The organism is Roseivivax sediminis, assembly GCF_900112685.1.
Classification (GTDB): domain Bacteria; phylum Pseudomonadota; class Alphaproteobacteria; order Rhodobacterales; family Rhodobacteraceae; genus Roseivivax; species Roseivivax sediminis.
On sequence record NZ_FOMS01000002.1, the window covers coordinates 411889 to 435531 of the forward strand.

The 23643-nt window shown below is 68.5% G+C and carries 24 protein-coding genes; 10 read left to right on the top strand and 14 right to left on the bottom strand.

Going from position 1 to position 23643, the window contains the following annotated elements:
- Nucleotides 1–64 precede the first annotated feature (64 nt).
- Nucleotides 65–673, top strand: a complete 609-nt coding sequence (locus tag F3H57_RS04975; protein WP_223162958.1) for a TetR/AcrR family transcriptional regulator — start codon at nt 65–67, stop codon at nt 671–673.
- 79 nt (nt 674–752) lie between these two features.
- Nucleotides 753–1787, top strand: coding sequence for a quinone oxidoreductase family protein (locus F3H57_RS04980; RefSeq protein WP_223162959.1), 1035 nt, complete (start codon nt 753–755; stop codon nt 1785–1787).
- Between the two features lie 244 nt (nt 1788–2031).
- Here the strand turns inward: F3H57_RS04980 and F3H57_RS04985 are convergent, their stop codons facing one another.
- The gene (locus F3H57_RS04985) at nt 2032–2445 is read right to left on the bottom strand and encodes a winged helix-turn-helix transcriptional regulator (protein WP_149754760.1); all 414 of its coding nucleotides are present in this window, start codon (nt 2443–2445) and stop codon (nt 2032–2034) included.
- Between the two features lie 97 nt (nt 2446–2542).
- On the opposite strand from F3H57_RS04985, the gene F3H57_RS04990 reads away from it, so the two are divergent.
- The gene (locus F3H57_RS04990) at nt 2543–3490 is read left to right on the top strand and encodes an NmrA/HSCARG family protein (RefSeq protein WP_223162960.1); all 948 of its coding nucleotides are present in this window, start codon (nt 2543–2545) and stop codon (nt 3488–3490) included.
- A 240-nt stretch (nt 3491–3730) separates the two neighbouring features.
- On the opposite strand, the gene F3H57_RS04995 is transcribed toward F3H57_RS04990, so the two are convergent.
- The 9 genes from F3H57_RS04995 to dapD form a co-directional block, all read right to left on the bottom strand.
- Nucleotides 3731–5008 carry a lytic murein transglycosylase gene (locus F3H57_RS04995; protein WP_149754761.1) on the bottom strand — a complete coding sequence of 426 codons (1278 nt, stop codon included), beginning with the start codon at nt 5006–5008 and terminating at the stop codon, nt 3731–3733.
- Between the two features lie 125 nt (nt 5009–5133).
- Entirely contained in the window at nt 5134–7428 is a 2295-nt protein-coding gene (rnr, locus tag F3H57_RS05000) for a ribonuclease R (RefSeq protein WP_149754762.1), read from the bottom strand.
- 32 nt (nt 7429–7460) lie between these two features.
- The gene (locus tag F3H57_RS05005; protein ID WP_149754763.1) at nt 7461–7892 is read right to left on the bottom strand and encodes a GNAT family N-acetyltransferase; all 432 of its coding nucleotides are present in this window, start codon (nt 7890–7892) and stop codon (nt 7461–7463) included.
- Nucleotides 7889–9034 carry a succinyl-diaminopimelate desuccinylase gene (dapE, locus tag F3H57_RS05010; RefSeq protein WP_149754764.1) on the bottom strand — a complete coding sequence of 382 codons (1146 nt, stop codon included), beginning with the start codon at nt 9032–9034 and terminating at the stop codon, nt 7889–7891. Before dapE ends, F3H57_RS05005 begins: the two co-directional genes overlap by 4 nt.
- A 111-nt stretch (nt 9035–9145) precedes the next feature.
- The gene (locus F3H57_RS05015) at nt 9146–9490 is read right to left on the bottom strand and encodes a hypothetical protein (RefSeq protein ID WP_223162961.1); all 345 of its coding nucleotides are present in this window, start codon (nt 9488–9490) and stop codon (nt 9146–9148) included.
- A 95-nt stretch (nt 9491–9585) separates the two neighbouring features.
- A complete protein-coding gene (locus F3H57_RS05020) occupies nt 9586–9828 on the bottom strand; it encodes a GlsB/YeaQ/YmgE family stress response membrane protein (RefSeq protein WP_149754765.1) in 243 nt (80 codons plus the stop codon).
- 78 nt (nt 9829–9906) lie between these two features.
- Nucleotides 9907–10935, bottom strand: a complete 1029-nt coding sequence (locus F3H57_RS05025; protein WP_149754766.1) for a sodium:calcium antiporter — start codon at nt 10933–10935, stop codon at nt 9907–9909.
- A gap of 71 nt (nt 10936–11006) precedes the next feature.
- On the bottom strand, nt 11007–11873 hold the full coding sequence (locus F3H57_RS05030; RefSeq protein ID WP_149754767.1) for a hypothetical protein: 867 nt from the start codon (nt 11871–11873) through the stop codon (nt 11007–11009).
- Between the two features lie 93 nt (nt 11874–11966).
- Complete coding sequence (gene dapD, locus F3H57_RS05035; protein WP_149754768.1) at nt 11967–12794, bottom strand: 2,3,4,5-tetrahydropyridine-2,6-dicarboxylate N-succinyltransferase; 828 nt, start codon at nt 12792–12794, stop codon at nt 11967–11969.
- Nucleotides 12795–12915: 121 nt separating this feature from the next.
- Here dapD and F3H57_RS05040 point away from each other — a divergent pair, with 121 nt between their 5' ends.
- Nucleotides 12916–13758: an LOG family protein gene (locus F3H57_RS05040; protein WP_149754769.1), complete on the top strand. Its 843-nt coding sequence runs from the start codon at nt 12916–12918 to the stop codon at nt 13756–13758.
- A 93-nt stretch (nt 13759–13851) separates the two neighbouring features.
- On the opposite strand, the gene F3H57_RS05045 is transcribed toward F3H57_RS05040, so the two are convergent.
- A complete protein-coding gene (locus F3H57_RS05045; protein ID WP_149754919.1) occupies nt 13852–15732 on the bottom strand; it encodes a polysaccharide biosynthesis protein in 1881 nt (626 codons plus the stop codon).
- Nucleotides 15733–16117: 385 nt separating this feature from the next.
- Here F3H57_RS05045 and F3H57_RS05050 point away from each other — a divergent pair, with 385 nt between their 5' ends.
- Entirely contained in the window at nt 16118–17140 is a 1023-nt protein-coding gene (locus F3H57_RS05050) for an aspartate-semialdehyde dehydrogenase (protein WP_149754770.1), read from the top strand.
- Between the two features lie 226 nt (nt 17141–17366).
- Complete coding sequence (locus F3H57_RS22090; protein ID WP_188129600.1) at nt 17367–17528, top strand: hypothetical protein; 162 nt, start codon at nt 17367–17369, stop codon at nt 17526–17528.
- 1 nt (nt 17529) lies between these two features.
- Here F3H57_RS22090 and F3H57_RS05055 read toward each other — a convergent pair whose 3' ends face one another.
- Entirely contained in the window at nt 17530–18018 is a 489-nt protein-coding gene (locus F3H57_RS05055) for a hypothetical protein (RefSeq protein ID WP_188129601.1), read from the bottom strand.
- A gap of 145 nt (nt 18019–18163) precedes the next feature.
- On the opposite strand from F3H57_RS05055, the gene F3H57_RS05060 reads away from it, so the two are divergent.
- A complete protein-coding gene (locus F3H57_RS05060) occupies nt 18164–18463 on the top strand; it encodes a hypothetical protein (RefSeq protein ID WP_149754771.1) in 300 nt (99 codons plus the stop codon).
- A 10-nt stretch (nt 18464–18473) separates the two neighbouring features.
- Here F3H57_RS05060 and F3H57_RS05065 read toward each other — a convergent pair whose 3' ends face one another.
- Nucleotides 18474–19127, bottom strand: coding sequence for a carbonic anhydrase (locus F3H57_RS05065; RefSeq protein ID WP_149754772.1), 654 nt, complete (start codon nt 19125–19127; stop codon nt 18474–18476).
- 147 nt (nt 19128–19274) lie between these two features.
- On the opposite strand from F3H57_RS05065, the gene F3H57_RS05070 reads away from it, so the two are divergent.
- From F3H57_RS05070 to F3H57_RS05080, 3 genes are all read left to right on the top strand, one after another.
- Entirely contained in the window at nt 19275–19655 is a 381-nt protein-coding gene (locus tag F3H57_RS05070) for a hypothetical protein (protein ID WP_149754773.1), read from the top strand.
- 90 nt (nt 19656–19745) lie between these two features.
- Nucleotides 19746–21128, top strand: coding sequence for a leucyl aminopeptidase family protein (locus F3H57_RS05075; RefSeq protein ID WP_149754774.1), 1383 nt, complete (start codon nt 19746–19748; stop codon nt 21126–21128).
- Nucleotides 21125–21973, top strand: a complete 849-nt coding sequence (locus tag F3H57_RS05080) for a C40 family peptidase (protein WP_149754775.1) — start codon at nt 21125–21127, stop codon at nt 21971–21973. Before F3H57_RS05075 ends, F3H57_RS05080 begins: the two co-directional genes overlap by 4 nt.
- A gap of 213 nt (nt 21974–22186) precedes the next feature.
- Here the strand turns inward: F3H57_RS05080 and F3H57_RS05085 are convergent, their stop codons facing one another.
- Nucleotides 22187–23566, bottom strand: coding sequence for an FAD-binding oxidoreductase (locus tag F3H57_RS05085; protein WP_149754776.1), 1380 nt, complete (start codon nt 23564–23566; stop codon nt 22187–22189).
- Nucleotides 23567–23643: the final 77 nt, after the last annotated feature.

Sequence of the window (23643 nt, forward strand, 5' to 3'; positions counted from 1 at the left end):
TGTGCTACTACCTACTATTCGTAGGTATCACATAACCTACCAATGGTAGGTTGCAAGGGGGCGTATGGCAAAGATGTCGACGAAGCAGAAAACCGACGGACGACGGGCGGTAGCGCGGCTTTCCAAGGCGGAGCGCCGCGCTCAGCTGCTGACCACGGCTCTGGCGGTCGTCAGGGAGGAAGGCACTGACCGGCTCAGTCTCGGCCACCTCGCCGAACGTGCGGGCGTATCGAAGCCGGTTGCCTACGATCACTTCGGGGATCGATCCGGCCTGTTGATCGCGCTCTACAAGTGGATCGACACCGAGCGGATGAATACCTTCCGCAACGGCCTTCTCAGCCGGAACCCCGCCAGGGCAGACGCGATCGAAGAACTCGCCACCGCCTACATAGGCTGCGCCGTCGACACGTCCGGAGAGTTCCATGCGGTCGGCGCCGCGCTGGCGGGGAGCGATGAGAAGGCCGATGTCCTGCAGGAGCTTCTGGACCAGGCCGTCGCGATGTTCGTCGCCGTCCTGGGACCGCACAGCAAATTGCCCCCCGGGGAACTGGAGCGGCGATGCATCGGCCTCGTCGGCGCGGGCGAGGCGCTCTCGATGGCCGTCCTTCGCGGAACCCGCAGCAAGGCCGATGTTACAGGCACGTTCTCATCAATGATCGCGGGCTGCATCTAGGAAACGCCGGCCTCGGTTCCGTCGCGCGCGGCGTCGGGCATGACCGTCCGGTGGCGGGCAGGACTCCCCGGCCAGAACCATGAAGTCAGGACCGGCTTTTTTTTTGCATCGCCACCTGACTGCTCAAGCAAGAAGACCGATGAAAGGAAAGACCATGAAGGCTGCATATTACGATGTTCCAGGCGGACCGGAGGTCCTGAGCTACGCGGAGGTCGAGACACCGGCCTGTCCCGAGGATGGCGTGCTCCTCCGGGTCGAGGCGATTTCGATCGAGGGCGGCGACCTCATCAACCGTGCAACGGCGGCCCCTAGGGCGGCGGGCGACATTCTGGGTTACGCGGCTTCGGGCGAGATCGTCGAGGTTGGCGCGCAGGTTCATGACCGCTTCATCGGGCAGAAGGTGACGTCATTCGACATGGGCGGCTCCCATGCCGATTTGCGCGCCGTGAAGGCCACGCGGACATGGGTCGTGCCGGACGGTCTGGACATGGCGGCTGCGGCCGCCCTGCCCATCTCCTTCGGGACCGCCCATCACAGCCTGTTCGCGCGCGGAAAGCTAAACGAGGGCGAAACCCTGCTCGTGCAGGGCGGAGCCGGCAGCGTCGGGGTCGCGGCGATCCAGCTGGCCCATCGCGCCGGCGCGAAGGTGTTGGCGACCGTATCTGGCGCCGATCGCGCGGCCCGTTTGCGGGCGTATGGGCTGCACGCCGCAATCGACCATCGCACTGAGGATGTGACCGAGGCGGTCATGCGCCTGACCGACGGCCGCGGCGTGGATCTTGTCGTCGATCCCGTCGGCTCCACGCTCGCCGGATCGCTTGCCGCGCTGCGGCCCGAGGGCCGTCTGGTCTTCGTCGGCAATGCGGGGCGCGCATCGCTGGCGCTGGATCTCTGGCCCGCCTTGCAGGCCAACCAGACGCTTCTGGGGGTGTTCATGGGCAGCCAGCTCGAAAAACCCGAAGTTCACCGGACGGTTGACGACATGTTGCGCCTGGCCGCCACCGGAGAAATCGAGGTTCCCATCGAACGACGGTTTCCGCTTCGCGAGGCCGCGGCGGCACATGCCCATGCCGAGGAGAATTCCATCCTGGGACGGGTCGTCCTCGTCCCATGACCTGCGAGACCCGGGCCCGCCGCGATGGCATGGGCCCGGGTCGCTGCATCTGGGTTCGTGTCCGTGGATGAAACCTGCAACCCCGATCCGGCGCGGGCCATGCCCGCCCGTTCGCTGCCGTCTCCGGCGTTTCGGCAAGGGCCGTCATGCACGGGATCACGCGTCGAGAGGGCGGTGTTGCCCCCTGCAACGGTCAGCCCGCGGGCGACCCCGCCCCCGCGTTGCGCACCAATCTGCCCGAAGGTCAGGATTCTCCGCCCGACCTTGGCGGGTGGTTCCCGGCATCGGTGAACGGCCGGGCGGCATCCCCGTTCACGAAGGCGTCCCTCGCCTCTTCAACCTTCTGCCGATGATCAAGTGACCACTCCAGCAAGCCCTTCAGATGCGGCTCGAGGGATGCACCGAGATCGGACACCGCATAGACGACCGCAACCGGTGATGTGCTGACGACGGTGCGGGTGATCAGGCCATTCGCCTCGAGCCTGCGCAAGCACTCGGTGAGAGCTTTCTGGCTCACACCCTTGTTGATGCGCCTGAGCGCGTTGAAGCGCGCGGGTCCGTCGCACAAAGCGTTCAGAACCAGCAGGCTCCACTTGCCGGTCAAGACGTCGAGGACGGATCGGATGTGTTCCAGATCATCGGAGGACTGGACGGGCATGTGGGATACTCCGGGATACCTGGTCGCCTTCAGGTGCGGAATTGAGTTCAGGTATAGATTATATACCTTGAACTCTCCGCCACCAAGGAGAGTCAGGATGCGCAACGGGATGTACAGAGACGATCGGACACAGAGCAAGGGAACCGTGCTTGTATTCGGCGCAACCGGCAAACAGGGCGGAGCAGTCACGGCGGCCTTGCGAGCCAGGGGTTGGGCTGTTCGCGCCCTCGTCCGAAACACCGCGCGTGAAGAGGTCGGACGTCTCGCTGCAACCGGTGTCGAGATATTTGCGGGCGAGTTCGCGGACATGGCCTCGGTCGAGAACGCCATGGCCGGGGTCGACGGTGTCTTCAGCGTGCAGCCCAATTCGGGCAGCGCCGGATCGGGTATCGCCGATTCCGAAGAAGTGCGCATCGGAAAACGCGTTGCCGACATCGCAATGCAAAGCGGGGTCGGGCATCTCGTCTACAGCTCGGCCGGCATCATCAGCAGGGGCAAGACCGGCCTGCCCAACCTCGACACCAAGATCGAGATCGAAGAGCATATCCGCAGCCTGGACCTGGCGAGCACGATTCTGCGGCCCGCCACGTTCATGGACCTCTTCACGCTACCCGGTTTCGGGCTCGATCAGGGAACGTTCTCGTTCTTCGTGCATCCGGATCAGCCCTTTCAGGCCATAGCCGTCGAAGACATCGGCAAGATCGCTGCACAAGTCATCGAACATCCGGGCGTCCATGCCGGTCGAACCATCGAGATCGCAGGCGATGAACTGACCGGACTGCAGTTGGCAGAAGCCCTGAGCGATGCGGCAGACCGGTGTGTTGCCTACCACCGCTTCCCCGATGAGCTCCTGGAGGGGAATGAGTTCCTGCGTCGCAACGCAAAACTGTTCGAAGACGGCCGGGCGACCGGGAACGCGAACATCGCCGCTCTGGAAGACGAATTCGGGCTGCTTTGGCGCGTGTCGGATTGGCTGGCAGGTCCGGGAAAGCCTGCGCTCCAGGCCGCACTCACGAGCGATGAACGGCCTCTCGCGCTCAGATAACACCGGCGGCGATGTTCAGCGACAGGGTCGAAAGACGCGGGTGATCTTCGCTGCGCGCCGTTGGGACCGCGGTTTCGGGGCGGTGGAGAGCGCGACACGGCCCATGAGACGCAACGTTTCTGTACAAGAGGCAATCCCGGCTCTGCGCCGGGAGTTTCCGCTCAGTTGTGAGACAATGTTCATCGCAGCCGCGCGGCACGTCTTTGTGCCCCACGCCGGCTCCCGCCCCTGCCGCGGCGCTCAGCGCAGGCGCCGCAGAAGCTCCAGCGAGGCATACCCGTCCGGCGGCAGGCCCGCCGCCTTCTGGTAGTTGCGCAAAGCCGCCACCGTCATCGGACCGATGCGTCCGTCGACGCCTTGCGTGTCGAAGCCGCGCGCGGTCAGCCGCGATTGCAGCTCGCGCCGCTCGTCCGAGGTCAGGCCGCGCTCGTCGCCGGGCCACTCCGCCGCGATCGGGGCACCGCCCATGATCCTGTCGCCAAGATGCCCGACACCCATCGCGTAGGCATCCGAGGGGTTGTAGCGGCGGATCACGTCGAAGTTCTTGAAGGTCAGGAAGGCCGCGCCCCGCGCGCCCGCCGGGAGGAACAGCTTCGCTGCACCGTGATTGCGCACCGGGGCCCCGTCCGTACCGACGACGCCGAGCCGCGCCCAGTCCGACGGCATCCGCTTCGTTTCCCGGTCCGCGAGGCCGAAGTCGAAGCCGTCGGGCAGTTGCACCTCCACGCCCCAGGGCATGCCTTCGACCCAGCCGTGATGTGACAGGTATGCGGCGGTGGAGGCAAGCGCGTCGGTGGGATCGTCGGCCCAGATATCGCGTCGCCCGTCGCCGGTGAAATCCACCGCGAGCGCCTCGTAGGAGGTCGGCATGAACTGCGTGTGCCCCATCGCGCCGGCCCAGCTTCCGGTCATGTTATCGGGCGTCGTGTCGCCCGAGGCGAGGATGCGCAGCGCGGCGATCAGCTGATCCTCGAAGAAGGAGGCGCGGCGGCCGTCATGGGCGAGCGTGGCCAGCGCGCTGACGATCGGCGTGTCGCCGCGATAGCTGCCATAGGCCGTTTCCATACCCCAGACGGCGAGCACCGCGCGCGCATCGACGCCGTAATGCGCCTCGATCCGCTTGAGCGTGTCGCCATGCTCGGCCAGCGCCTGCCGGCCGTTGCGGATGCGCGCGTCAGAGACCGCCGTATCGAGGTACTGCCAGATCGTCTTGGTGAACTCCGCCTGGCTGCGGTCGCGTTTCACCACGTCGGGCAGGTAGTGCGCGGTGGCGAAGGCCGAATCAAAGGTGGCCGCCGGGATGCCCGCCGACAGCGCGCGCGGGCGGAACTCGCGCACCCAGCCGCGAAAGGCGGCCTGCGTCTCGGAGCCGGCCGGATCGACGAGCGAGACGGCGCTGCGCGTCACCGGCTCGTCCGGGCGGACCTGCGGGCGGAGCGAGCGCTCCACCGAGCCGGCGGATAGGGATGTGGCTAGGATTCCGGACGCCAGGGCGCCCGCTGCAAGTCGCGTCATCATGGGGTGGCCTGCTCTGCTCGTTTTGAGGCAGAGTAGCGCATTTCCCGCTATCCGGGAAGCATTCTCGGGCGTTGACAAGCAACCGCGCGAAAGGCGAACGCCCGAGTCTTGCGTTGGTTCCCGGATCAGCGCCGCGCGGTGCGCTGACGCTTGGTCGCGGTCTTGGCGTCCTTCTTCTTGGCGCGCACCAGCTTGCGTCGGGCTGGCGGTTTCCCCTTGGGCTTGCCGCCCGGCTTGCCCCGTCGCGGCCGATCAGAACCGCGCCCGGCGGGCATTTCCGCATCCTCGAGCGTGAGCAGCTCCAGCCCGATGCCGCCCGTGACCGGCGCGGCCTCCACCAGTTTCACCGTCGCGCGCTGGCCCGGCATGACGATGGTGCCGGTATCTGCGCCCATCAACGTGCCGGCGTCGCGGTCGAAGTGGAAGAACTCGTTGCCGAGATTGCGAATCGGGATGAGCCCGTCCGCCCCGGTCTCGTCGAGCTTCACGAAGACGCCGAACTTTGCCACGCCCGAGATCCGGCCGGTGAATTCCGCGCCGACGCGGTCCGACAGGTAGGCGGCGAGGTAGCGGTCGGTGGTGTCGCGCTCGGCCGTCATCGAGCGCCGCTCGGTGTCCGAGATGTGGGTGCCGGTGGCCTCGAGCTTCTCGATTTCCTCCTCGGTCAGCCCGTCGTCGCCCCAGCAATGCGCGGTGACCAGCGCGCGGTGCACGATGAGGTCCGCATAGCGCCGGATCGGGGAGGTGAAGTGCGCGTAGTTCTGCAGCGCAAGGCCGAAATGGCCGAAGTTCTTCGGGCTGTAATAGGCCTGCGTCATCGCGCGCAGGGTCGCGAGGTTGATGAGCTCGGATTCGTCGCGCCCCGCCGCCTCGTAGAGCAGGCGGTTGAGATGCTCGGTCTGCAGCACCCGGCCGCGCGCCAGCGTCAGGCCGGCGGCGTCGGCGGTGTCGCGCAGGCTCTCCAGCTTGTCCTCGGGCGGCTCTTCATGGACGCGGAACAGCAGAGGCATCTTCTTCTCGATCAGCTTCTCCGCCGCGGCGACGTTGGCGAGGATCATGAATTCCTCGATCAGCCGGTGCGCGTCGAGCCTGTCGGTGAAGTCGACGCTGGCGACCTCGCCCTTCTCGGACAGCACGATGCGCCGCTCGGGCAGGTCCAGATCGAGCGGCTGACGCGCCTCCCGCGCCTTTTTCAGCGCGGCATAGGCGGCGTAAAGCGGCGCGATGACCGTCTCGGCCAGCGGTTCGGTCTTGTCGTCCGGGCTGCCGTCCTGAGCCGCCTGCGCCTGCTGGTAGGTCAGCGAGGCCGGAGAGCGCATGAGCCCGCGCACGAAGCGCGCGCCGCGCTTGTTGCCGTTTGCGTCGATGATGATGCGCGCAGCGATGCAGGCGCGCGGCACGCCTTCGTGCAGCGAACAGAGGTCGCCCGACAGCCGATCCGGCAGCATCGGCACGACGCGGTCCGGGAAGTAGCTGGAATTGCCGCGCTTGCGCGCCTCGCGGTCGATGGCAGAGCCCGGCGTGACGTAGTGGGCGACGTCGGCGATGGCGATCCATATGACGTGCCCGCCTTCGTTCTTGGGGTCATCGTCGGGATGGGCGTATACGGCGTCGTCATGGTCGCGCGCGTCCGACGGGTCGATGGTGACGAGCGGCAGCTCGCGCAGATCCTCGCGGCCCTTGAGGCCGGCGGGCTTCATGTGATCGGCCTCGCGCAGCACGTCCTCGGGGAAATCGTCGGGTATGCCGTGCTGGTGGATCGCGATGAGCGACACCGCCCTCGGCTCGGACGGATCGCCGATGCGCGAGACGATGCGGGCGCGCGGGATGCCCATGCGGCCCTTGGGGCCGGCCTGCTCGGCCTCCACCAGCTCGCCTTCCTTCGCGCCGCCGGTGGCGTCGGGGGCCACCTGCCATTCGGTCGCCGCGCCCTTGTCGATGGGCACGATGCGCCCGCCCTCGGCGCCCTTGCGGAAGACGCCGACGACCTTGCGCGGGCTGGCGCCGATGCGGCGGATCACCCGCGCCTCGTAATTGTAGCCCTCTCCCGCGACGGCGGTCAGCCGTGCCAGCACCCGGTCGCCTTCGCCGAGCGCGGGGTCCGATGACCGGGTGACCATCAGCACCACGGGTTCGACCCCGTCGCCGTGCCATTCCAGCGGCTGCGCATAAAGATCGCCGTCGTCCGACGGCGCCTTGATCTGCAGCACCGACACCGGCGGCAGGCGGTCGGGGTCGCGGTAGGTCTTCTTGCGCTTCTCCAGATGGCCGTCTGCCTCGAGCTCCTTGAGGATGCGCTTGAGGTCGATCCGGTCCGCCCCCTTGACGTTGAACGCCTTCGCGATGTCGCGCTTGGCGGTCTGGGTGGGGTTCTCGGAGATCCAGTCGAGGATCTCGGACTTTGTGGGAAGCTGGCTCATGCGGGGCGAGGTAGCACGCGAATGCGGGGTCGTCACGGGGATTGCAGATCGAGCGTCATGGTGCGGTGCGGGATGCCGCCGTCGTCGTATCCCGGCCCCTCGGCGACGAAGCCGAAGCGGCCGTAGAATCCCAGCGCGTGGGTCTGCGCGCCGAGCGTCACGCGCGTCACGCCCGGCAGGGCGCGCAACCGCTCCAGCGCCTCGGCGATCAACCGCGCGCCAAGGCCTGTGCCGCGATAGGGGGAAAGCACGACGACGCGGCCGATCGCGGCAGTGGACCCGTTCAGCAGCAGCCGCGCGGTGCCGGCCGGAGCGCCGTCGACATAGGCGACGAGGTGGATGGCGCCCGCGTCGAGGTCGTCCCATTCCTCCGCCTCGGGGATGCGCTGCTCTTCGATGAAAACGGCGCGGCGCAGGGCGTGGGCGTCTGCGAGGTCCGATACCTCCTCGATCCGGACGCTCACGCGAAATAGTCCCGCAGGATCCGGCTGTAGACCGCTTTCAGCGCGTGGATATCCTCGACCGGCACGCGTTCGTCGACCTGGTGCATGGTGCGGCCGACGAGGCCGAACTCCACCACCGGGCAATGATCCTTCATGAAGCGCGCATCCGACGTGCCGCCCGTGGTGGACAGCGCCGGCGCGATGCCCGTCTCGGCCTCCACGGCGCGGGCGACAAGTTCGGACAGCGGGCCGGGGGGCGTCAGGAACGCCTCGCCCGAGATGCGGATATCGGCGGTCGTGGTGGTGCCGAAGACGGCGTCGACCTCGGCCGCGACCTCCTTGATCCACGCCGACAGAGAGGCGCCGGAATGGATGTCGTTGAAGCGGATGTTGACGGTGCCCCGTGTCGTCTCGGGGATCACGTTTGTTGCCGGATTGCCGGTGTCGATGGTCACCACGGCGAGCGTCGAGGGATCGAAATGATCCGTCCCGTCGTCCAGCCGGTAGGAGGAAAGCCGGTCCATCAGCCGCGCCATCGCCGGCAGCGGGTTCACCGCGCGGTGGGGATAGGCGGCATGTCCCTGCACCCCGGCCACGGTCAGGTGCGCGTTGAGCGACCCGCGCCGGCCGATCTTGATCATCTCGCCGAAGGTGTTGGGGCAGGTCGGCTCCCCCACCAGGCAGGCCGACAGGCGCTCGCCTTCCCGGACCATCCAGTCGAGCAGGGCGCGCGTGCCGTCGACCGACGGGCCTTCCTCGTCGCCGGTTATGGCGAGCACCACGGCGCCGTCCGGGGGCGTGTCCGCGACGAAGTCGATGGCGGCAGCGGCGAAGGCGGCGACGCCCGACTTCATGTCCGTCGCCCCGCGGCCCCAGATCCAGCCGCCCCGCAGCTCCGCCCCGAAGGGATCGGCGCTCCAGGCGGCGGGATCGCCAACCGGCACGACGTCGGTGTGACCGTTGAAGCCGAAGGTCTTGCCGTGCCCCTTGGCCCCCCAGCGGGCATAGAGGTTCGGCACGCCGGCGCGGTCGACGCGGGTGCAGGCAAAGCCTGCCTCCGTGAGACGCGCCTCCAGGAGTTGCAGCGCGCCGCCCTCCTCCGGCGTGACGGAGGGGCAGCGGATCAGCTCCCGCGTTAGCTCGACAGGGTCGGTCTGGGGCATGGCTCGCTCCGCTCCGCGTTCAACGGAATTGGCCTAGCCGGGCAGGCGCCCCAGTGCAAACGTCTCGGTGTATCCGGCGCGCCAGCGCGGCGCTCGGCGCGGTCCGTAGGGTCAGCCGTGCTTTTCGAAGAAGGGCGTGACCTGCGCCACGATCACCGAGTTCTCGTCGAGCGCGCGCGCCATGAGCGCGGCTTCCTCCTCGTCGATCTCGTGGCCCGCCTCGCGGCGCTCGTCCTCCGTGCCATAGCCGGTGACGTCGAGCGGGGCCATGTCCGCCTGCTTGAGGATCGCGACGGTTTCGCGCACCGCCTCCGCCTCGTCCACGCCGGAGGCGTAGCACATCAGCGCTGCGCCGGTGGCACCGTCGGGGAGGCCGTCGCCGTCCTTGCGGCCGACCTCGACCAGAAGCGTGAAGACCTGTTGTGTGCGCGGCGCTTTCGACATGCGGCGGGCCATGCCCGTCCGCGTGGCCCGTGTCAATCGCGCCGCGCGGGGCGGATGCCCGCGCGGCGCGTAGGTGTCGGCGGGCGCTTTGCCCGCCGGCAGGCGGATCAGCTCTTGATCGCGCGCCAGGCGCCGATCAGGCCGCAGGCGCCGATGATTGCCACGATGAGGTAGGCTATCCAGTTCGACGGCTCGTAGGCGCCGAACAGCACGCTGAGGATGAAGTTCAGGACGGCCGCGCCCAGAATCCCGAGGATGATGTTGGTCAGAAGACCGTGGTCGGCCCCCATGATCTTCTCGGCGATCCAGCCGGCGAGGCCGCCGAGAATGATGGTGATGATCCAGCCCATGAAAAGCTCCTGTTGGCTTTGAGAAATAGAGATCCGGTTGGCAACCCGTCGCAGGGCCCGGATGTTCCAGCGGCACCCTCAGCCGGTGACCTCCACCGTGAGCGCGGTGGCGTAGATGCCCATCATCAGCACGCTTTCGATGCCGATGCGGCCGGGTCCCTCGCGCTGGCGCAGGATCAGCCCGGCCAGCAGCACCGCCGTCATCAGTAGGCCGGTGCCCAGCCAGTAGACATCGTTCGCCTCGATCGCGTGGTAGATGGACCCGTCGCGGTAGGCGATGTCACCGGCCACGAGGAAGAGCGTGTCGAAAGTGTTGCCGCCGATGATCCCGCCGATGGCGAGCTGCAGCGCGCCGCGCCGCACCGCCACCAGCGTGGTGACGAATTCCGGCAGCGAGGTGACGATTGCGGTGATGAGCGAGCCGACGAGGCTCGAGCTCATCGAGAAGCGTTCGATGAACTGGCCGCCGGCAAGGCTGATGACGTAGCCGCCCGCGCCCATGATCGCCACGAGACCCGCGAATTGCAGCGCGGGCCCGCGCACGGACCGGTTGGGCTCCTCGTCGTCCTCGGGCGTGTCGTGCCGGGTCTCGGTGGTGCGGACCGGCCGCCACATCGGGTATTCTTTGACCGTGGAGGACAGGTGCACGCCGGCAAGATATGCCACGAAAAGCGCGATGGAGACCGGATGTACCCCCAGATAGGCTATATCCGGCCCCGATAGCGCGCAAAGGGGCAGGCTGAGAAGAATGATCAGCATCACCGCCTGGAAGAGGTTCGCAGGCTCCGCGGCGGCGTGTTCGAGGTTGGCGCGCCGGTGCAGAAGATCTGCAAGGGCGAGGAACAGCGTCTGCGCCGCGATCCCGCCCACGGCGTTGGAGAAGGCGTAGGAGGCATCGCCGCTCAGCGCCGCGCTGACAGACACGACGACCCCGGCGAGCGACGTGGCCCCGCCGAGGATAAGCCCGCCGGCCATCGCCTCGCCCAGCTTGGTGCGGTCGGCGATGACGTCGGCCAGAGCCGTGGCGCGAATGGAGGCGAGCACGACAGCCGCCGCGGCCAGGGCGAAGACGCCCAGTAGAACCGGTACCGAAAGATCTGAAAGCATGTCCCGCCTGCGCTTGTCCCATCTAGCCAACGGCCGGCCCGCGAATTGGTTTCACGCGGGCGTGACGGTTGTCAGTCAAGCGGCAGCGTCACCGCCCCTTCGGCCGTCCAGTCGGGATCGCTTTCGTAGAGCCATCGCAGGCCGCCGAGGATAGCCGCACGGTCGGACCGGTCCAGCGCCAGGATCGCCGCGGACCGGCCCGACCAGAGCTGCGCCGCGCCGGCCCGGGCGGCGGCGTTCACCGTCCCGCCCAGGATCAGCAATGCGACGCAGGGGGCGAACCCCGGCGCGTCCGGAGGCTCTGCCGACAGTCGGGCGGGATCGACCGGCAGATCCTCCCCGGGGTCCTCGAACCAGGCATCCGGCACGGCGAGCGCGGTTTCGATGGCTGCGCGCCCCGGGGCCGCGACCTCGTCTCGCAGGCCCGGCGGCATCCTCCGCGCGAGCGCGACGAGCGGCGGCATGACCGCGCTCCGCGGCCGGGTGAGGCGGTCTCGCGGGCCGGGGGCGCTGTCCAGGTCCAGCCCGCTTCCGGCCGCGAGTCTGTCGATCCCGTTGGCCAGCGCGGCGCGTTGCGCCGCCGGCGCGATGCGGTAATGGTCGGCCAGCGCGTCCCAGTACTCGGCGAGTTCGGGGCCCAAGCCGCTGCCGGCCAATGCGCCGCGGACAAGGATCGCGGAGGCCCAGATAAAGGCGCCGAAATCGTCGTCCGGCGTGGCGGCGGCAAGGCGCAGCGCGTCACCCGCCCCGGTCGGCACCGACACAGGATCGGCGCCGGTCCGGATGGCGTCGAGCGCGTCGGCAGCACCCGTCTCGACGGGGATGCGCGCGGCGATCCGGGCGGGCAGGTCGGGCCGGCCGGCGCGGATCAGCGCGTCCAGGTCGGCCATCGCCTGGCGGGTGCGGAATTCGGGGTGAGGCGTGCGTTCGGGTGACATGCCCCGGCCATGACGCCCGAATCGGGTTGTTTCAGGCCACGAATGCGGCGGTTCCTGCACGTGTCTGACGAGACACAGCCGACGGGCGCGGCCTCAGTCGCGCAGAAGCTCGTTGATGCCGACCTTGGACCGGGTCTGCGCATCCACCCGCTTCACGATCACCGCGCAATAGAGGTTGAGGCCCCCCTTCGTCGGCATGGAGCCCGACACCACGACCGAATAGGGCGGCACCTCGCCCATGAAGACCTCTCCGGTTTCGCGGTCGACGATCTTGGTGGACTTGCCGATATAGACCCCCATGCCGAGGACCGCGCCCTCGCGCACGATGCAGCCCTCGACCACCTCGGACCGGGCGCCGATGAAGCAGTTGTCCTCGATGATCGTCGGCTCGGCCTGCAGGGGCTCCAGCACGCCGCCGATGCCGACGCCGCCCGACAGGTGCACGCCCTTGCCGATCTGCGCGCAGGATCCGACGGTGGCCCAGGTGTCGACCATCGTGCCCTCGTCCACGTAGGCGCCGAGATTCACGAAGGAGGGCATCAGCACCACGCCCTTGGCGATGTGGGCCGAGCGGCGCACCACCGCGTTCGGCACCGCGCGGAAGCCGGCCTCGCGCCAGCGGTTCTCGCCCCAGCCGGCGAACTTGCTGTCGACCTTGTCGAACCAGCCGCCGCCCTGCGGGCCGCCCGGCTGCATCTCCATGTCCTTGATGCGAAAGCCCAGCAGCACGGCCTTCTTGGCCCACTGGTTCACCACCCAGTCGCCGCCCTCGGGCTTATCGGCAACGCGGATCTCGCCGCGGTCGAGCGCCTCGAGCGTGTCCTCGATGGCTTGCCGCGTCTCGCCCCCGGTGGCAGGCGTGATGTCGGCGCGCGCCTCCCAGGCGGTTTCGATGGCGGTCTCGAGGGCCTTGGTGTCCATGCTGTGTCTCTTTCGTGTCCCGGTGTCGCCGCGTCATAGCGAAGCCGCCGCGTCGAGGAAACCCCGCTGGCGCCGGCGGCGGTGACAGGCTAGCTCTGGTCGGATCCGAAGCGGAGTGACCATGACCAAAGACAACGACAGCCAGTTCCGCGATGCCGACCGCGACTGGGAAACCGCGCGACAGGTGCCCGACACGCCGCAGACCAGATCGCCGGCCTACCGGTTGGCCTTTGGCGACGAGGATTTCCTCCTCCGGCGGGAGCTGCGGCCGGTGCGGCTGCAGCTCGAGCTGATGAAGTTCGACCTGCTGCTCGACGAGGCCGGGGTGAAATCGACCGTCGTGCTGTTCGGCGGCGCGCGCATCAAACGCCCCGAGGAAAAGCACAGCGCCAAGACCCCCGCGCTGGCCGAGATGAGCCGCTTCTACGAGGAGGCGCGCATCTTCGCCCGCGCCATGACCGAGAAATCGCTGGAGACCGGCGGGCGCGAATTCGTGCTGGCGACCGGCGGCGGACCGGGCGTGATGGAGGCCGGCAACCGCGGCGCGCACGAGGCGGGCGGGCGGTCGCTTGGGCTCAATATCGTGCTGCCGCACGAACAGGCGCCGAACGAATACGTCACGCCGGACCTTGCCTTCAACTTCCACTACTTCGCGATCCGCAAGATGCATTTCCTGATGCGCGCGCGGGCGGTCTGCGCCTTCCCCGGCGGCTTCGGGACGATGGACGAGCTTTTCGAGACGCTGACGCTGATCCAGACTGGACGGATGAAGCAGATCCCGGTGCTGCTGTTCGGGCGGGAATTCTGGGAGAAGGTGGTGAACTGGCAGGCGCTGGTGGAGGCCGGTACGATCGCGGCGGCGGACCTCGACCTCTTCCGCTACGTGGAGAACGCGGACGAGGCGATCGACATCATCGAGAGCTGGGAGCCGAAGGGCGCTCGGGAGTCGATCCCCGACCGATGAGCGCGTGGCACCGGCGGGCGCGAGGGGCCGGCTCCTCGCGCTCTCCGGTGTATTTGAGACGGGAAGAAGGGGGGACGGCCCGCCGCTTCGGGCTCAGACGCTCGCGGACTCGCGCGGGTCATGTGCCTCGTCCTCGGCGCGTTCGACCCAACGCAGGATCACCTCGCGCGCGAGCTCTTCGTCAAGGGTGGAGATGGCGCGCCTGAGATCCTTCAGCGCGGTCGCCATCTCGATTTCCGAGAGGCAGCCTTCCTGTGCACGCAGGATCTTCGGGTGCGGCGTGGTCAGCATGTCCGAGGAGATCAGCAACTCCTCGTGCAGCTTTTCGCCGGGGCGCAGGCCGGTGATCCGGATCTCGATGTCGCCGTCGGGATTGGCATCGTCCTTGACGCTGTGGCCGGCTCCCTCGATCATCTGGCGGGCAAGCTTCTTGATCGGCACGGGCTTGCCCATGTCGAGCACGAAGACGTCCGAGCCGCGCGAGAACGATCCGGCGAGCAGCACCAGGCGCGCGGCCTCGGAAATGGTCATGAAGTAGCGCGTTACGTTTGGGTCGGTCAGGGTGACCGGGCCGCCGCGTTCGATCTGTTCCTCGAAGAGCGGGATGACCGAGCCCGAGGAGCCCAGAACGTTGCCGAAGCGCACCATCGAGAAGCGCGTATGTTCGCTGCGCGTCGCGAGATCCTGGATCACAAGTTCGGCCAGGCGCTTGGAGGCGCCCATGACGTTGGTCGGGCGCACCGCCTTGTCCGAGGAGACCAGAATGAAGCGTTCGACGCCGGCGTCGCGCGCAGCCTCCCCGATCATGCGGGTGCCGATGACGTTGTTCTTGAGGCCGGGCAGCGCGTTGCACTCGACCAGAGGGACGTGCTTGTAAGCCGCGGCGTGCAGGATCACGTCGATGCCGTTCTCGGCAATCACGCGGCGCACGGTCTCGTCGTCGAGGACGGAGCCAAGGACCGGCACGATTCCGAGGTCGCCGCCGATCTCGCGCAGCTCCTTTTCCACGGTGTAGAGCGCGTGTTCGGAATGGTCGAGCAGCACCACGCAATGTGGTTTGCAGGCGATGAGCTGGCGGCAGAGTTCGGAGCCGATCGAGCCGCCGGCGCCGGTCACCAGGATGCGGCGGCCGGAATAGGCGTGGGAGACGCCGGGCAGTTCGCTTTCGAGCCGGTTGCGGCCGAGGAGTTCGTCGAGCGAGACCGGCACCGCGCGCTTGCGCAGTTCGCCCTTGCCGACGAGTTCGGCGAAGGAGGGCAGGGCGTGCACTTCGCAGCCGACCTGGCGCAGGCCGTGGGCAATGCGCGCCAGTTTCGGCTGGCTGATCGACGGCATCGCGAGGATCACGCGGTCGATCTGCTTCTCGGCCACGAGGCCCTTGATCTTTGACGGCGCGTAGACCGGCAAGCCGGAGACGCGCAGCGATTGCAGCGTGGGATTGTCGTCGATGAAGGCGATCGGGTGGGCATCATAGTCGCTCTTCAGCGCGGCGACGAGTTGCTGGCCGGTGCGGCCGGCGCCGTAGATCAGCAGGCGGATGTGCTGGTGCCCCTTGCGGTAGATGTCGATCAGCCATTGGCGCAAGAGGATCCGCCAGGCGGCGCAGAACACCAGGAAGAGCGAGGAGAAGATCACGAAGACCTCGACCGGGACGGGCCGGCCGGCGACCATGTCGAGCGCCGCGCCGCTGGCGCCGACGAGGACGGCGAAGATCGCGGTCAGCACGATGCCGCGGGTCTCGTAGGCGTTCAGCTTGATCTTCGGCAGGCCCATCACCGTGGAGAGCCCGGCGCCGATCAGCAGGATCGCGCCGGCCAGCGGGGCGATGTCGAGGAGCGTATCGGCGTCGACGCGGGTCTGCCCATTGAGCGCCAGGGCGAGCAACAGCGCCACCGTGGCCACCGACAGATCGAGGAAAAGGAAGATCGCTTCCTTCTGGCGCCTCGTGAGGCTCGTGACGAACCGAAACAGCATGGGGTCGTTCACCGCCTTCAAAGCTTCGATATTCGCCATCAGATAAATTCGCACCCAAGTCTGTCCCAGGATCGCCGTTTTCCCGCCGATCCGGGCCGATCCACGCGAAAACCGGCGTGCAAGGACCCACATTTGTTGATCAAGCTATACGCCGGTGCCTAATTGGCGCACAAGTTCGTTGCGCTGCAACTGCGAAGATCGTGACATTTTGAGCAAAGACCCGCCGAGCAGGATGCGTCATTGTGCCTGTTTTTTGGGCGAGCGCAAGCCGGGCAGGGCGCCTATCCCCCCTTTTCCACGGGGATGCAGTGGGATACATGGCTCCGGATCGCGGAGATCGGCATCCCGCCGCGCTCCGCCGGATGCAGGACAGGAGAGACACGGCATGGGATACAAGGTCGTCGTCGCCGGCGCTACCGGCAATGTGGGCCGCGAGATGCTCAACATCCTCGCCGAACGCGAGTTTCCGATCGACGATATCGCCGCCCTGGCGTCGCGCCGGTCGCTCGGCACCGAGGTGAGCTTCGGCGACCGCACGCTCAAGACCCAGGACCTGGAAGCGTTCGACTTCACGGGCTGGGACATCGCGCTGTTTGCCATCGGGTCGGACGCGACCAAGGAATACGCGCCGAAGGCGGCGGCGGCGGGCTGCGTGGTGATCGACAACTCGTCGCTCTACCGCTACGACCCGGACGTGCCGCTGGTTGTCCCCGAGGTGAACGCCGCGGCGGTCGACGGGTATGCCAAGAAGAACATCATCGCCAACCCCAACTGCTCCACCGCGCAGATGGTGGTGGCGCTGAAGCCGCTGCACGACCGCGCGAAGATCAAGCGGGTGGTGGTGTCGACCTATCAGGCGACCTCGGGCGCCGGGAAAGAGGGCGTCGACGAGCTCTGGGACCAGACCAAGGCCATCTACAACCCCACCGACGAGGTGCCGCCGAAGAAGTTCCAGAAGCAGATCGCCTTCAATGTCATTCCGCATATCGACTCGTTCATGGAGGACGGGTCGACCAAGGAAGAGTGGAAAATGGTCGTGGAGACCAAGAAGATCGTGGATCCGGGCATCAAGGTCACGGCGACCTGCGTTCGAGTGCCGGTCTTCGTCGGGCACGCGGAATCGATCAACATCGAGTTCGAGGATCATCTCGACGAGGACGAGGCGCGCGACATCCTGCGCGAGGCGCCGGGGATCATGGTGATCGACAAGCGCGAGGACGGCGGCTACGTCACGCCGGTCGAATGCGTGGGCGATTTCGCCACCTTCATCAGCCGCATCCGGCAGGATTCGACGATCGACAACGGTCTGAACCTCTGGTGCGTGTCGGACAACCTGCGCAAGGGTGCGGCGCTGAACGCGGTGCAGATCGCGGAGACTCTCTGCAACCGGGTGCTCAAGAAGGGCTGAGGCCGGGACGCGATCCGGCCTAAACGATGTGACGGGGCGGACAATGGTCCGCCCCGTTCTGCATTGTTGCGCCGGAATGGCGCCCTGCCACGAAATCACCCGTCCAGTGCCGCTCCGCGGCGCGGCGCAGCCTGAATCCTGCCATCAGGCGGCATTAGGACGGTCGACGCGCCGCGAAGCGGCTGTCGCGGCCAGAAGGCGCCTCGCGGCACGAGAGGAGAGCGCCATGAACCACGATCTTGCCGACATCGCCCGCGCGCGACGCATGACCGCCGTTACGGCGGTCGAGCTTTCCCTGATCCCGCGGCGCCGGAGTCGGCCGCGGCGGGTGGTGCGCTGGTTCCGCGTCCTGCGACGGATCGCGTTGTGCTGGCGGCCTCGGCGCTAGCTCACTCCGGCTCGATCAGCACGATATCGTCCGGGTCGTCCCGGGGTCCGGGCCGCGGCGCGATATCCCGCACCGTGGACCGATGATGGCCGGCATGCCCGGGAAAGGGCGCGTGAAACCGGCGCATCAGGCTGCGGTAAGCGTGACCGAGCTCGGACGCCTTGCAGAGCCGTGCCCCGTCCGGCGCGGCGTGAAGCGCGAGGCCGCCGCCGGCCTCGCGCAGCGCGTAGCCCTTGGTGGCGAGGCGCGATTGCAGTTCGGACCAGGAGCGCGCTTCGCCGAAGTCCCGGGCGAGGAGGCTCCGCAAGGAGCCGAGGAGCTGCTCATCCGCCCTGACGGGCGTCTTCGCCGGCTCCGCGGCGCGGCGCAGTTCCGCGTCCAGCGCACTGCGGATCACCTGCCCGAGACTCACGTCGCGGCTGCGGGCGAGGGCCTCGGCCGCCTGCCGCATCGCGGCCGGCAGGCGGATCGTCAATTCGGTGCTTGCCATGTCCCGAACTTGCGGCGCCATCCCTAAGAACGCGTTAACCAAGCCACAATCGGGCAGAAAAACGGTCCGGTCCGGCCCTTGTTCTGTCCCGTTGCGCGGTCACGCTGCACACTGGATGGAAACAAATAAACGGTACGAGGCGAGCATGATCTTCGACCAGACACTTCCCGCCAAGCTCGACAGCGAAACGCGCGTGCAGCTCGTGCGCTTCCTGCGTCCCCTGCTCGACAGCGCCGCCGACTGGCCCGGCCTCGTGCGCAGCCTCGCGGCGCGCGGCTACGGGCTGGGCTTCCGCGACGGACGCCTGATCGTCGTCGACAAGATGACCGGGCAGGCGCTCTGTACCGGGCGCGACATCGACCGGCCGCTCGCGGCGCTCGCCCGCCGTCTCGGCCGACCGCGCCTGCGCGCGACCGCCGACGGCCACTCCGCCGCCCTGGCCTGAACCTGCCGGGTCAGACCGGCAGGAACCGGTTTTCCTCGGCGTCGTAATATTCGAGTCCGCCCTCTCCGATCTCGGTCCAGAGGCCGTGCAGACTGAGCGTGCGCGCCTCGACGGCGCTGCGCACGAAGGGGAAGGTCATCAGGTTCTCGAGGCTGACCAGCACGGCTTCCTGCTCCAGTGCGCGCGGCTGGTCTGCCGCCGGCAGATCGCGGGCCACCATCCGTTCGTAGCCCGGGCGCAGAAGGTCCATCCAGCGCCCCACGAAGCTCGTCTTCTCCTCGAGCTCGGGCGCCCGGCCCGCGCACATGTCGAGGCAGCCCTGCACGCCGCCGCAGCGCGAGTGCCCGACGATGATCAGGTGCGCCACCTTCAGGGCCGTGACCGCGAATTCCACCGCCGCCGAGGTGCCGTGCTGCGCGCCGTCCGGCTCGTAAGGCGGCACGAGGTTGGCGATGTTGCGGTGAATGAAGAACTCCCCGGTATCCGCTCCGAAGATCGACGTGACGTGCACGCGGCTGTCGCAGCACGAGATGACCATCGCCTTCGGGCGCTGGCCTTCGGTGGCGAGCCGGCGATACCATGCGGCGTTCTCCGCATGGGTCGTGGCCTTCCAGCCGTGGTAGCGCTGGGCGAGAAGCGCGGGCAGGGGCTTAGCGTGCTGCATGGCTGGTCTCCGCAGTGATCCGTCGGAGTGCGATACGACGGTTTTGCGTTGAATTCGAGAGGAAAGGCGCAACCCGGAAAACCAAACCGAAACCGTTCTCTGAGAAAAGGACCCCGGGGTGAACGGGGTTTGTGGAAGGAGAGCGAGATGAGCTGTCTCAACTTGCCTGTGACGCATGAAGCGGTCGCGCTCGACCTCGATCGGCTGACCGCCCTGTGTCAGGCGATGGAGCCGCAGCGGATCGAGGAATGCATCTCCCTCGCGCTCGAACGGATCGCGGTGGAACTGTCGGCGACCGAGCGCGCCTGGTGCGACCAGGACTGGGACCGGATGCTGGACGGGCTCGACCTCGTCGGCCGGACAGCCGGCCAGTTCGGCATGATCAAGCTCGCCGCCGTCGCCGGGACTGTGCGCGACGCCTGCGAGACGGGCGATCGCGTCGCCATCTCGGCGACGCTGGCGCGATTGCTGCGCGTGGGGGAGCGCTCGCTCATCGCGGTGTGGGACCGTCACGGCGTCGGCGGCTGACGCGGTGCCCCTTGCGGATCGCGGCGGCGGCAATAGGGTTGCGCCAACCGGCGTGCCCGCACGCCGAGGACCAGCAATCCGGAGATCCGCATGCCGCTTACCTTCGCCGCGCCCGGGGACTCATCGCGCCCGCTGCACGTGATCGAACAGGGGGAACTCGACGCCTGGCTCGAGGGCCAGCCCGACCATGTCCGCGCCTGGGTCGCGGGATCGTCCTTCACCGGCGCCCTCGGCTCCGTGCTGCGGATCCCGGGCAAGGACGGCGTGCCCGAGGCCGCGCTCGCCGGCTACGGCACCGCCGCCGCCCGCGCGCGTCAGCGCTTCCCGCTCGCCGCCGCCGCGACGCAGCTTGCCCCCGGCACCTATCACATCGCCTCCGGCCTGCCGGAGGGGGCGGCGGAGACCGAGGCGCTGGGCTGGCTGCTGGCCGGCTATGGCTTCTCGCGCTACCGCGACCAGACACCCAAGGTCGCGGGGCTCGTCGCGCCCGCCGGTGTCGACGCCGCGCGCATCGAGGTGCTCGCCGCGGCCGAGGCGTTGACCCGCGATCTGGTCAACACGCCTGCCGCCGACATGGGGCCCGTCGCGCTGGAGGCCGCCGCGCGGGATCTGGCGGATACCCACGGCGCGGAGATCGAGGTATTCACCGGGGGCGAGCTGCTGGAGCGGAATTTCCCGATGATCCACGCCGTCGGCCGCGCCGCGGCGGAGGCGCCGCGGCTCATCGACATGCGCTGGGGCACCGACGGCCCGGCGCTCACGCTCGTCGGCAAGGGCGTGTGTTTCGACACCGGGGGGCTCAACCTCAAGCCCGCGGGATCCATGGGCCTGATGAAGAAGGACATGGGCGGGTCGGCCAACGTTCTCGGTCTTGCGCACGCGATCATGGCGCTGGGGCTGAACGTGCGGCTGCGCGTGTTGATCCCGGCGGTCGAGAACTCCGTCGCGAGCGACGCCTTCCGCCCGCAGGACATCCTGAGCTCGCGCAAGGGCCTGACGGTGGAGATCAACAACACCGACGCCGAGGGGCGGCTGGTGCTGGCCGACGCGCTCGCCTATGCCGAGGAGGCCGCGCCGGACCTGATCGTATCGATGGCGACGCTGACCGGCGCGGCGCGGGTGGCGCTTGGCCCCGACCTCGCGCCGTTCTACGCCACCGAGGATCGCATCGCCGCCGCGCTCGAGGCCGCCGCCGGCCCGGCGGCCGATCCGGTCTGGCGGATGCCGTTCCACGCGCCCTACGAAGAGATGATCGAGCCCGGCATCGCCGATCTCGACAACGCGCCGAAGGGCGGCATGGCCGGGTCGATCACCGCCGCGCTGTTCCTGCGCCGCTTCGTGACCGAGACGCCCTATGCCCATTTCGACATCTATTCCTGGCAGCCCTCGGCGGCGCCGGGGCGCTCGAAGGGCGGGCTGGGGCAGGGACCGAGGGCGATCCTCGGCGCGCTCCCGGCGCTCCTGGACCTGTGATGGACCGCCGCCTGACACCTGCCAACGAGCGCATTGCCGCCGCGTACCTGCAAGGTCGGGTCACCGCGCCGCGCTTCGTCGAGGGGGAGCCGGCCCGCGTCGCGGTGCCGGTGGCGGACCTTCTGGACGCGCCCGGGGGGGCGCGCGACCGGCAGCTCCTCTACGGCGCCGAGGTCACGGTGTTCGAGCGGCTGCACGCCTTCGCCTTCGTGCAGTCTGTGGCGGACGGCTATGTCGGCTATGTCGCGGAGGCGAGGCTCGGCCCCACCGGACCAGCGGCGACGCATGTCGTCGCGGCGCGCGCGACGCATGCCTATCCGGAGCCCGATTTCAAGGCGCGCGAGATCATGGGGCTGAGCCTCGGGTCGCGGGTGGCGGTGACCGGCGGCGCCGAGGGCGCGCGCTTCGTGGAGACGGCGCTGGGCTTCGTGCCGGCGGTGCATCTCGCCCCGATCGGGGCGGCGCGCGATCCTGTCGCGGTCGCCGCACGCCTGATCGGCACGCCCTACCTCTGGGGCGGCAATTCGGCCTTCGGGATCGACTGTTCCGGCCTTGTTCAGATCGCGCTGGCGGCCTGCGGGATGAGCTGCCCCGGCGACAGTGACCTGCAGGAGGCCGCGCTGGGAGAGACGCTGGCCGAAGGGGCGGAGTTGCGGCGCGGCGATCTGCTGTTCTGGAAGGGCCATGTCGGCTGGGTCGCGGACCGCGAGACGCTGCTGCACGCCAACGCGCATCACATGTCCGTCGCCTACGAACCGCTTGGCGCCGCCATCGCGCGCATCGAGGCGCAGGGCGACGGGCCTGTGACACGCCGGGCGCGCTTGTCATTGCCGGAGACGCCCTGAGCAAAGCGCCACCCGCCCGAACAGCACCGAAGGTGCCGGGCGCGCGCCGGACCGGCCCGGCGGTCTGGCGCGATGTCACCCTAGTGCGACGTTCGTATTGCTGAGGGACTTGGCTGCCATAAAGCGCAGCCCTCGGGAATCGCCGCGCCAGACCCCGATCCGCCGCGCGCCCGGCCCCTTCGGCGGCTCCGTGGGGGAGCGCCGTGGCGCGTCTCAGTCCTGCGGCACGACCTTGCCGGGGTTAAGGATGCCCTTGGGGTCGAGCGCGTGCTTGATCGTGCCCATCACCGCCCAGGCGCTGCCGTGCTCCTCTTGCATGTAACCCAGCTTGCCCGTGCCGATGCCGTGCTCGCCCGTGACGGTACCCCCGAAGGACAGCGCGAGGCGATTGAGCCGGTGCGCCACGTCCTTGGCGCGTCCCAGCTCCTCGGAATCGTCCGGATCGATCAGAAGGAGCATGTGGAAGTTGCCGTCGCCGACATGCCCGACCAGCGGCGCGATCAGGCCGGCCGCGTCCGTCTCCGCCTTCGCCGCGGCGATGCAGTCGGCCAGCGCCGAGATCGGCACGCAGATATCCGTGACCAGCCCCGCGCAGCCCGGTTTCAGCGCCCGCGCGGCGTAATAGCCGTTGTGCCGTGCTTCCCAGAGGCGGGTGCGGTCTTCGGGCCGGTTTGCCCAGGCGAAGTCGCTCGCGCCGTACTCCTCGGCGATCTCCCTGAACTGGGCGACCTGCTCCGCGACGCCGGCGGGCGAGCCGTGGAATTCGAGGAAGAGGTGCGGCGCCTCCGGCAGGGAGAAATCGGGATTGTAGAGCGCCATGCCGCGCATCTGCACCTCGTCCAGAAGCTCCACCCGCGCCAGCGGGATGCCCGACTGGATCGCCAGGATCACCGTGTCGACCGCCGCCGCGACCGTGGGGAAGGCCGCCGTTGCCGCGGAAATCTCCTCGGGAATGCCGTGCAGGCGCACGGTCAGTTGGGTGATGATCCCCAGCGTGCCCTCGCTGCCCACGAACAGGTGGGTGAGATCGTAGCCCGAGGACGATTTCTTCGCCCGCGTGCCGGTCTCGATCACCGTGCCGTCGGCGAGAACGACCTCCAGCGCCAGCACCGTCTCGCGCATCGTGCCGTAGCGCACGGCGTTGGTGCCCGAGGCGCGCGTTGCCGCCATGCCGCCGAGCGTGGCATCCGCGCCGGGATCGACTGTGAACATCAGGCCCGAGGCGCGCAGGCTTTCGTTCAGCGCCTTGCGGGTCACGCCCGGCTGCACCACCGCGTCGAGGTCGGCCCCGTTGACCGCCAGCACCCGGTTCATCCGGCTCATGTCGAGGCTGACACCGCCCCGAACCGGGATCACGTGCCCCTCCAGCGAGGTGCCGACGCCGAAGGGGATCACCGGGCAGCCATCCTCGGCGCAGATCGCGACGATGCGCGACACCTCTTCGGTGCTTTCGGGGAAGGCGACGGCGTCGGGCAGGGCGGGCGCAGAATAGGCCTCGTCCCGGCCGTGTATGTCCCGGATCGACTCGCCCGTGGACAGCCGCTCGCCCAACAGATCGCGCAGGCGCTGGAGTGTGGCGGATCGGTCGGTCATGGCGGTCTTCCTTACCCGGTGAAACGTGCAAGCGGCGATAGCACCGGGGCACGCGGGGGGACAGGGGCCGCTCGCGC

Excerpts from the sequence above, each read along its gene's own strand:
- F3H57_RS04975 (WP_223162958.1), top strand. The coding sequence starts at position 65 with ATGGCAAAGATGTCGACGAAGCAGAAAACCGACGGACGACGGGCGGTA.
- F3H57_RS04980 (WP_223162959.1), top strand. The coding sequence starts at position 753 with ATGAAGTCAGGACCGGCTTTTTTTTTGCATCGCCACCTGACTGCTCAA.
- F3H57_RS04985 (WP_149754760.1), bottom strand. The coding sequence starts at position 2,445 with ATGCCCGTCCAGTCCTCCGATGATCTGGAACACATCCGATCCGTCCTC.
- F3H57_RS04990 (WP_223162960.1), top strand. The coding sequence starts at position 2,543 with ATGCGCAACGGGATGTACAGAGACGATCGGACACAGAGCAAGGGAACC.
- F3H57_RS04995 (WP_149754761.1), bottom strand. The coding sequence starts at position 5,008 with ATGATGACGCGACTTGCAGCGGGCGCCCTGGCGTCCGGAATCCTAGCC.
- rnr (WP_149754762.1), bottom strand. The coding sequence starts at position 7,428 with ATGAGCCAGCTTCCCACAAAGTCCGAGATCCTCGACTGGATCTCCGAG.
- dapE (WP_149754764.1), bottom strand. The coding sequence starts at position 9,034 with ATGCCCCAGACCGACCCTGTCGAGCTAACGCGGGAGCTGATCCGCTGC.
- F3H57_RS05015 (WP_223162961.1), bottom strand. The coding sequence starts at position 9,490 with ATGGCCCGCCGCATGTCGAAAGCGCCGCGCACACAACAGGTCTTCACG.
- F3H57_RS05020 (WP_149754765.1), bottom strand. The coding sequence starts at position 9,828 with ATGGGCTGGATCATCACCATCATTCTCGGCGGCCTCGCCGGCTGGATC.
- F3H57_RS05025 (WP_149754766.1), bottom strand. The coding sequence starts at position 10,935 with ATGCTTTCAGATCTTTCGGTACCGGTTCTACTGGGCGTCTTCGCCCTG.
- F3H57_RS05030 (WP_149754767.1), bottom strand. The coding sequence starts at position 11,873 with ATGTCACCCGAACGCACGCCTCACCCCGAATTCCGCACCCGCCAGGCG.
- dapD (WP_149754768.1), bottom strand. The coding sequence starts at position 12,794 with ATGGACACCAAGGCCCTCGAGACCGCCATCGAAACCGCCTGGGAGGCG.
- F3H57_RS05040 (WP_149754769.1), top strand. The coding sequence starts at position 12,916 with ATGACCAAAGACAACGACAGCCAGTTCCGCGATGCCGACCGCGACTGG.
- F3H57_RS05045 (WP_149754919.1), bottom strand. The coding sequence starts at position 15,732 with ATGCTGTTTCGGTTCGTCACGAGCCTCACGAGGCGCCAGAAGGAAGCG.
- F3H57_RS05050 (WP_149754770.1), top strand. The coding sequence starts at position 16,118 with ATGGGATACAAGGTCGTCGTCGCCGGCGCTACCGGCAATGTGGGCCGC.
- F3H57_RS22090 (WP_188129600.1), top strand. The coding sequence starts at position 17,367 with ATGAACCACGATCTTGCCGACATCGCCCGCGCGCGACGCATGACCGCC.
- F3H57_RS05055 (WP_188129601.1), bottom strand. The coding sequence starts at position 18,018 with ATGGCAAGCACCGAATTGACGATCCGCCTGCCGGCCGCGATGCGGCAG.
- F3H57_RS05060 (WP_149754771.1), top strand. The coding sequence starts at position 18,164 with ATGATCTTCGACCAGACACTTCCCGCCAAGCTCGACAGCGAAACGCGC.
- F3H57_RS05065 (WP_149754772.1), bottom strand. The coding sequence starts at position 19,127 with ATGCAGCACGCTAAGCCCCTGCCCGCGCTTCTCGCCCAGCGCTACCAC.
- F3H57_RS05070 (WP_149754773.1), top strand. The coding sequence starts at position 19,275 with ATGAGCTGTCTCAACTTGCCTGTGACGCATGAAGCGGTCGCGCTCGAC.
- F3H57_RS05075 (WP_149754774.1), top strand. The coding sequence starts at position 19,746 with ATGCCGCTTACCTTCGCCGCGCCCGGGGACTCATCGCGCCCGCTGCAC.
- F3H57_RS05085 (WP_149754776.1), bottom strand. The coding sequence starts at position 23,566 with ATGACCGACCGATCCGCCACACTCCAGCGCCTGCGCGATCTGTTGGGC.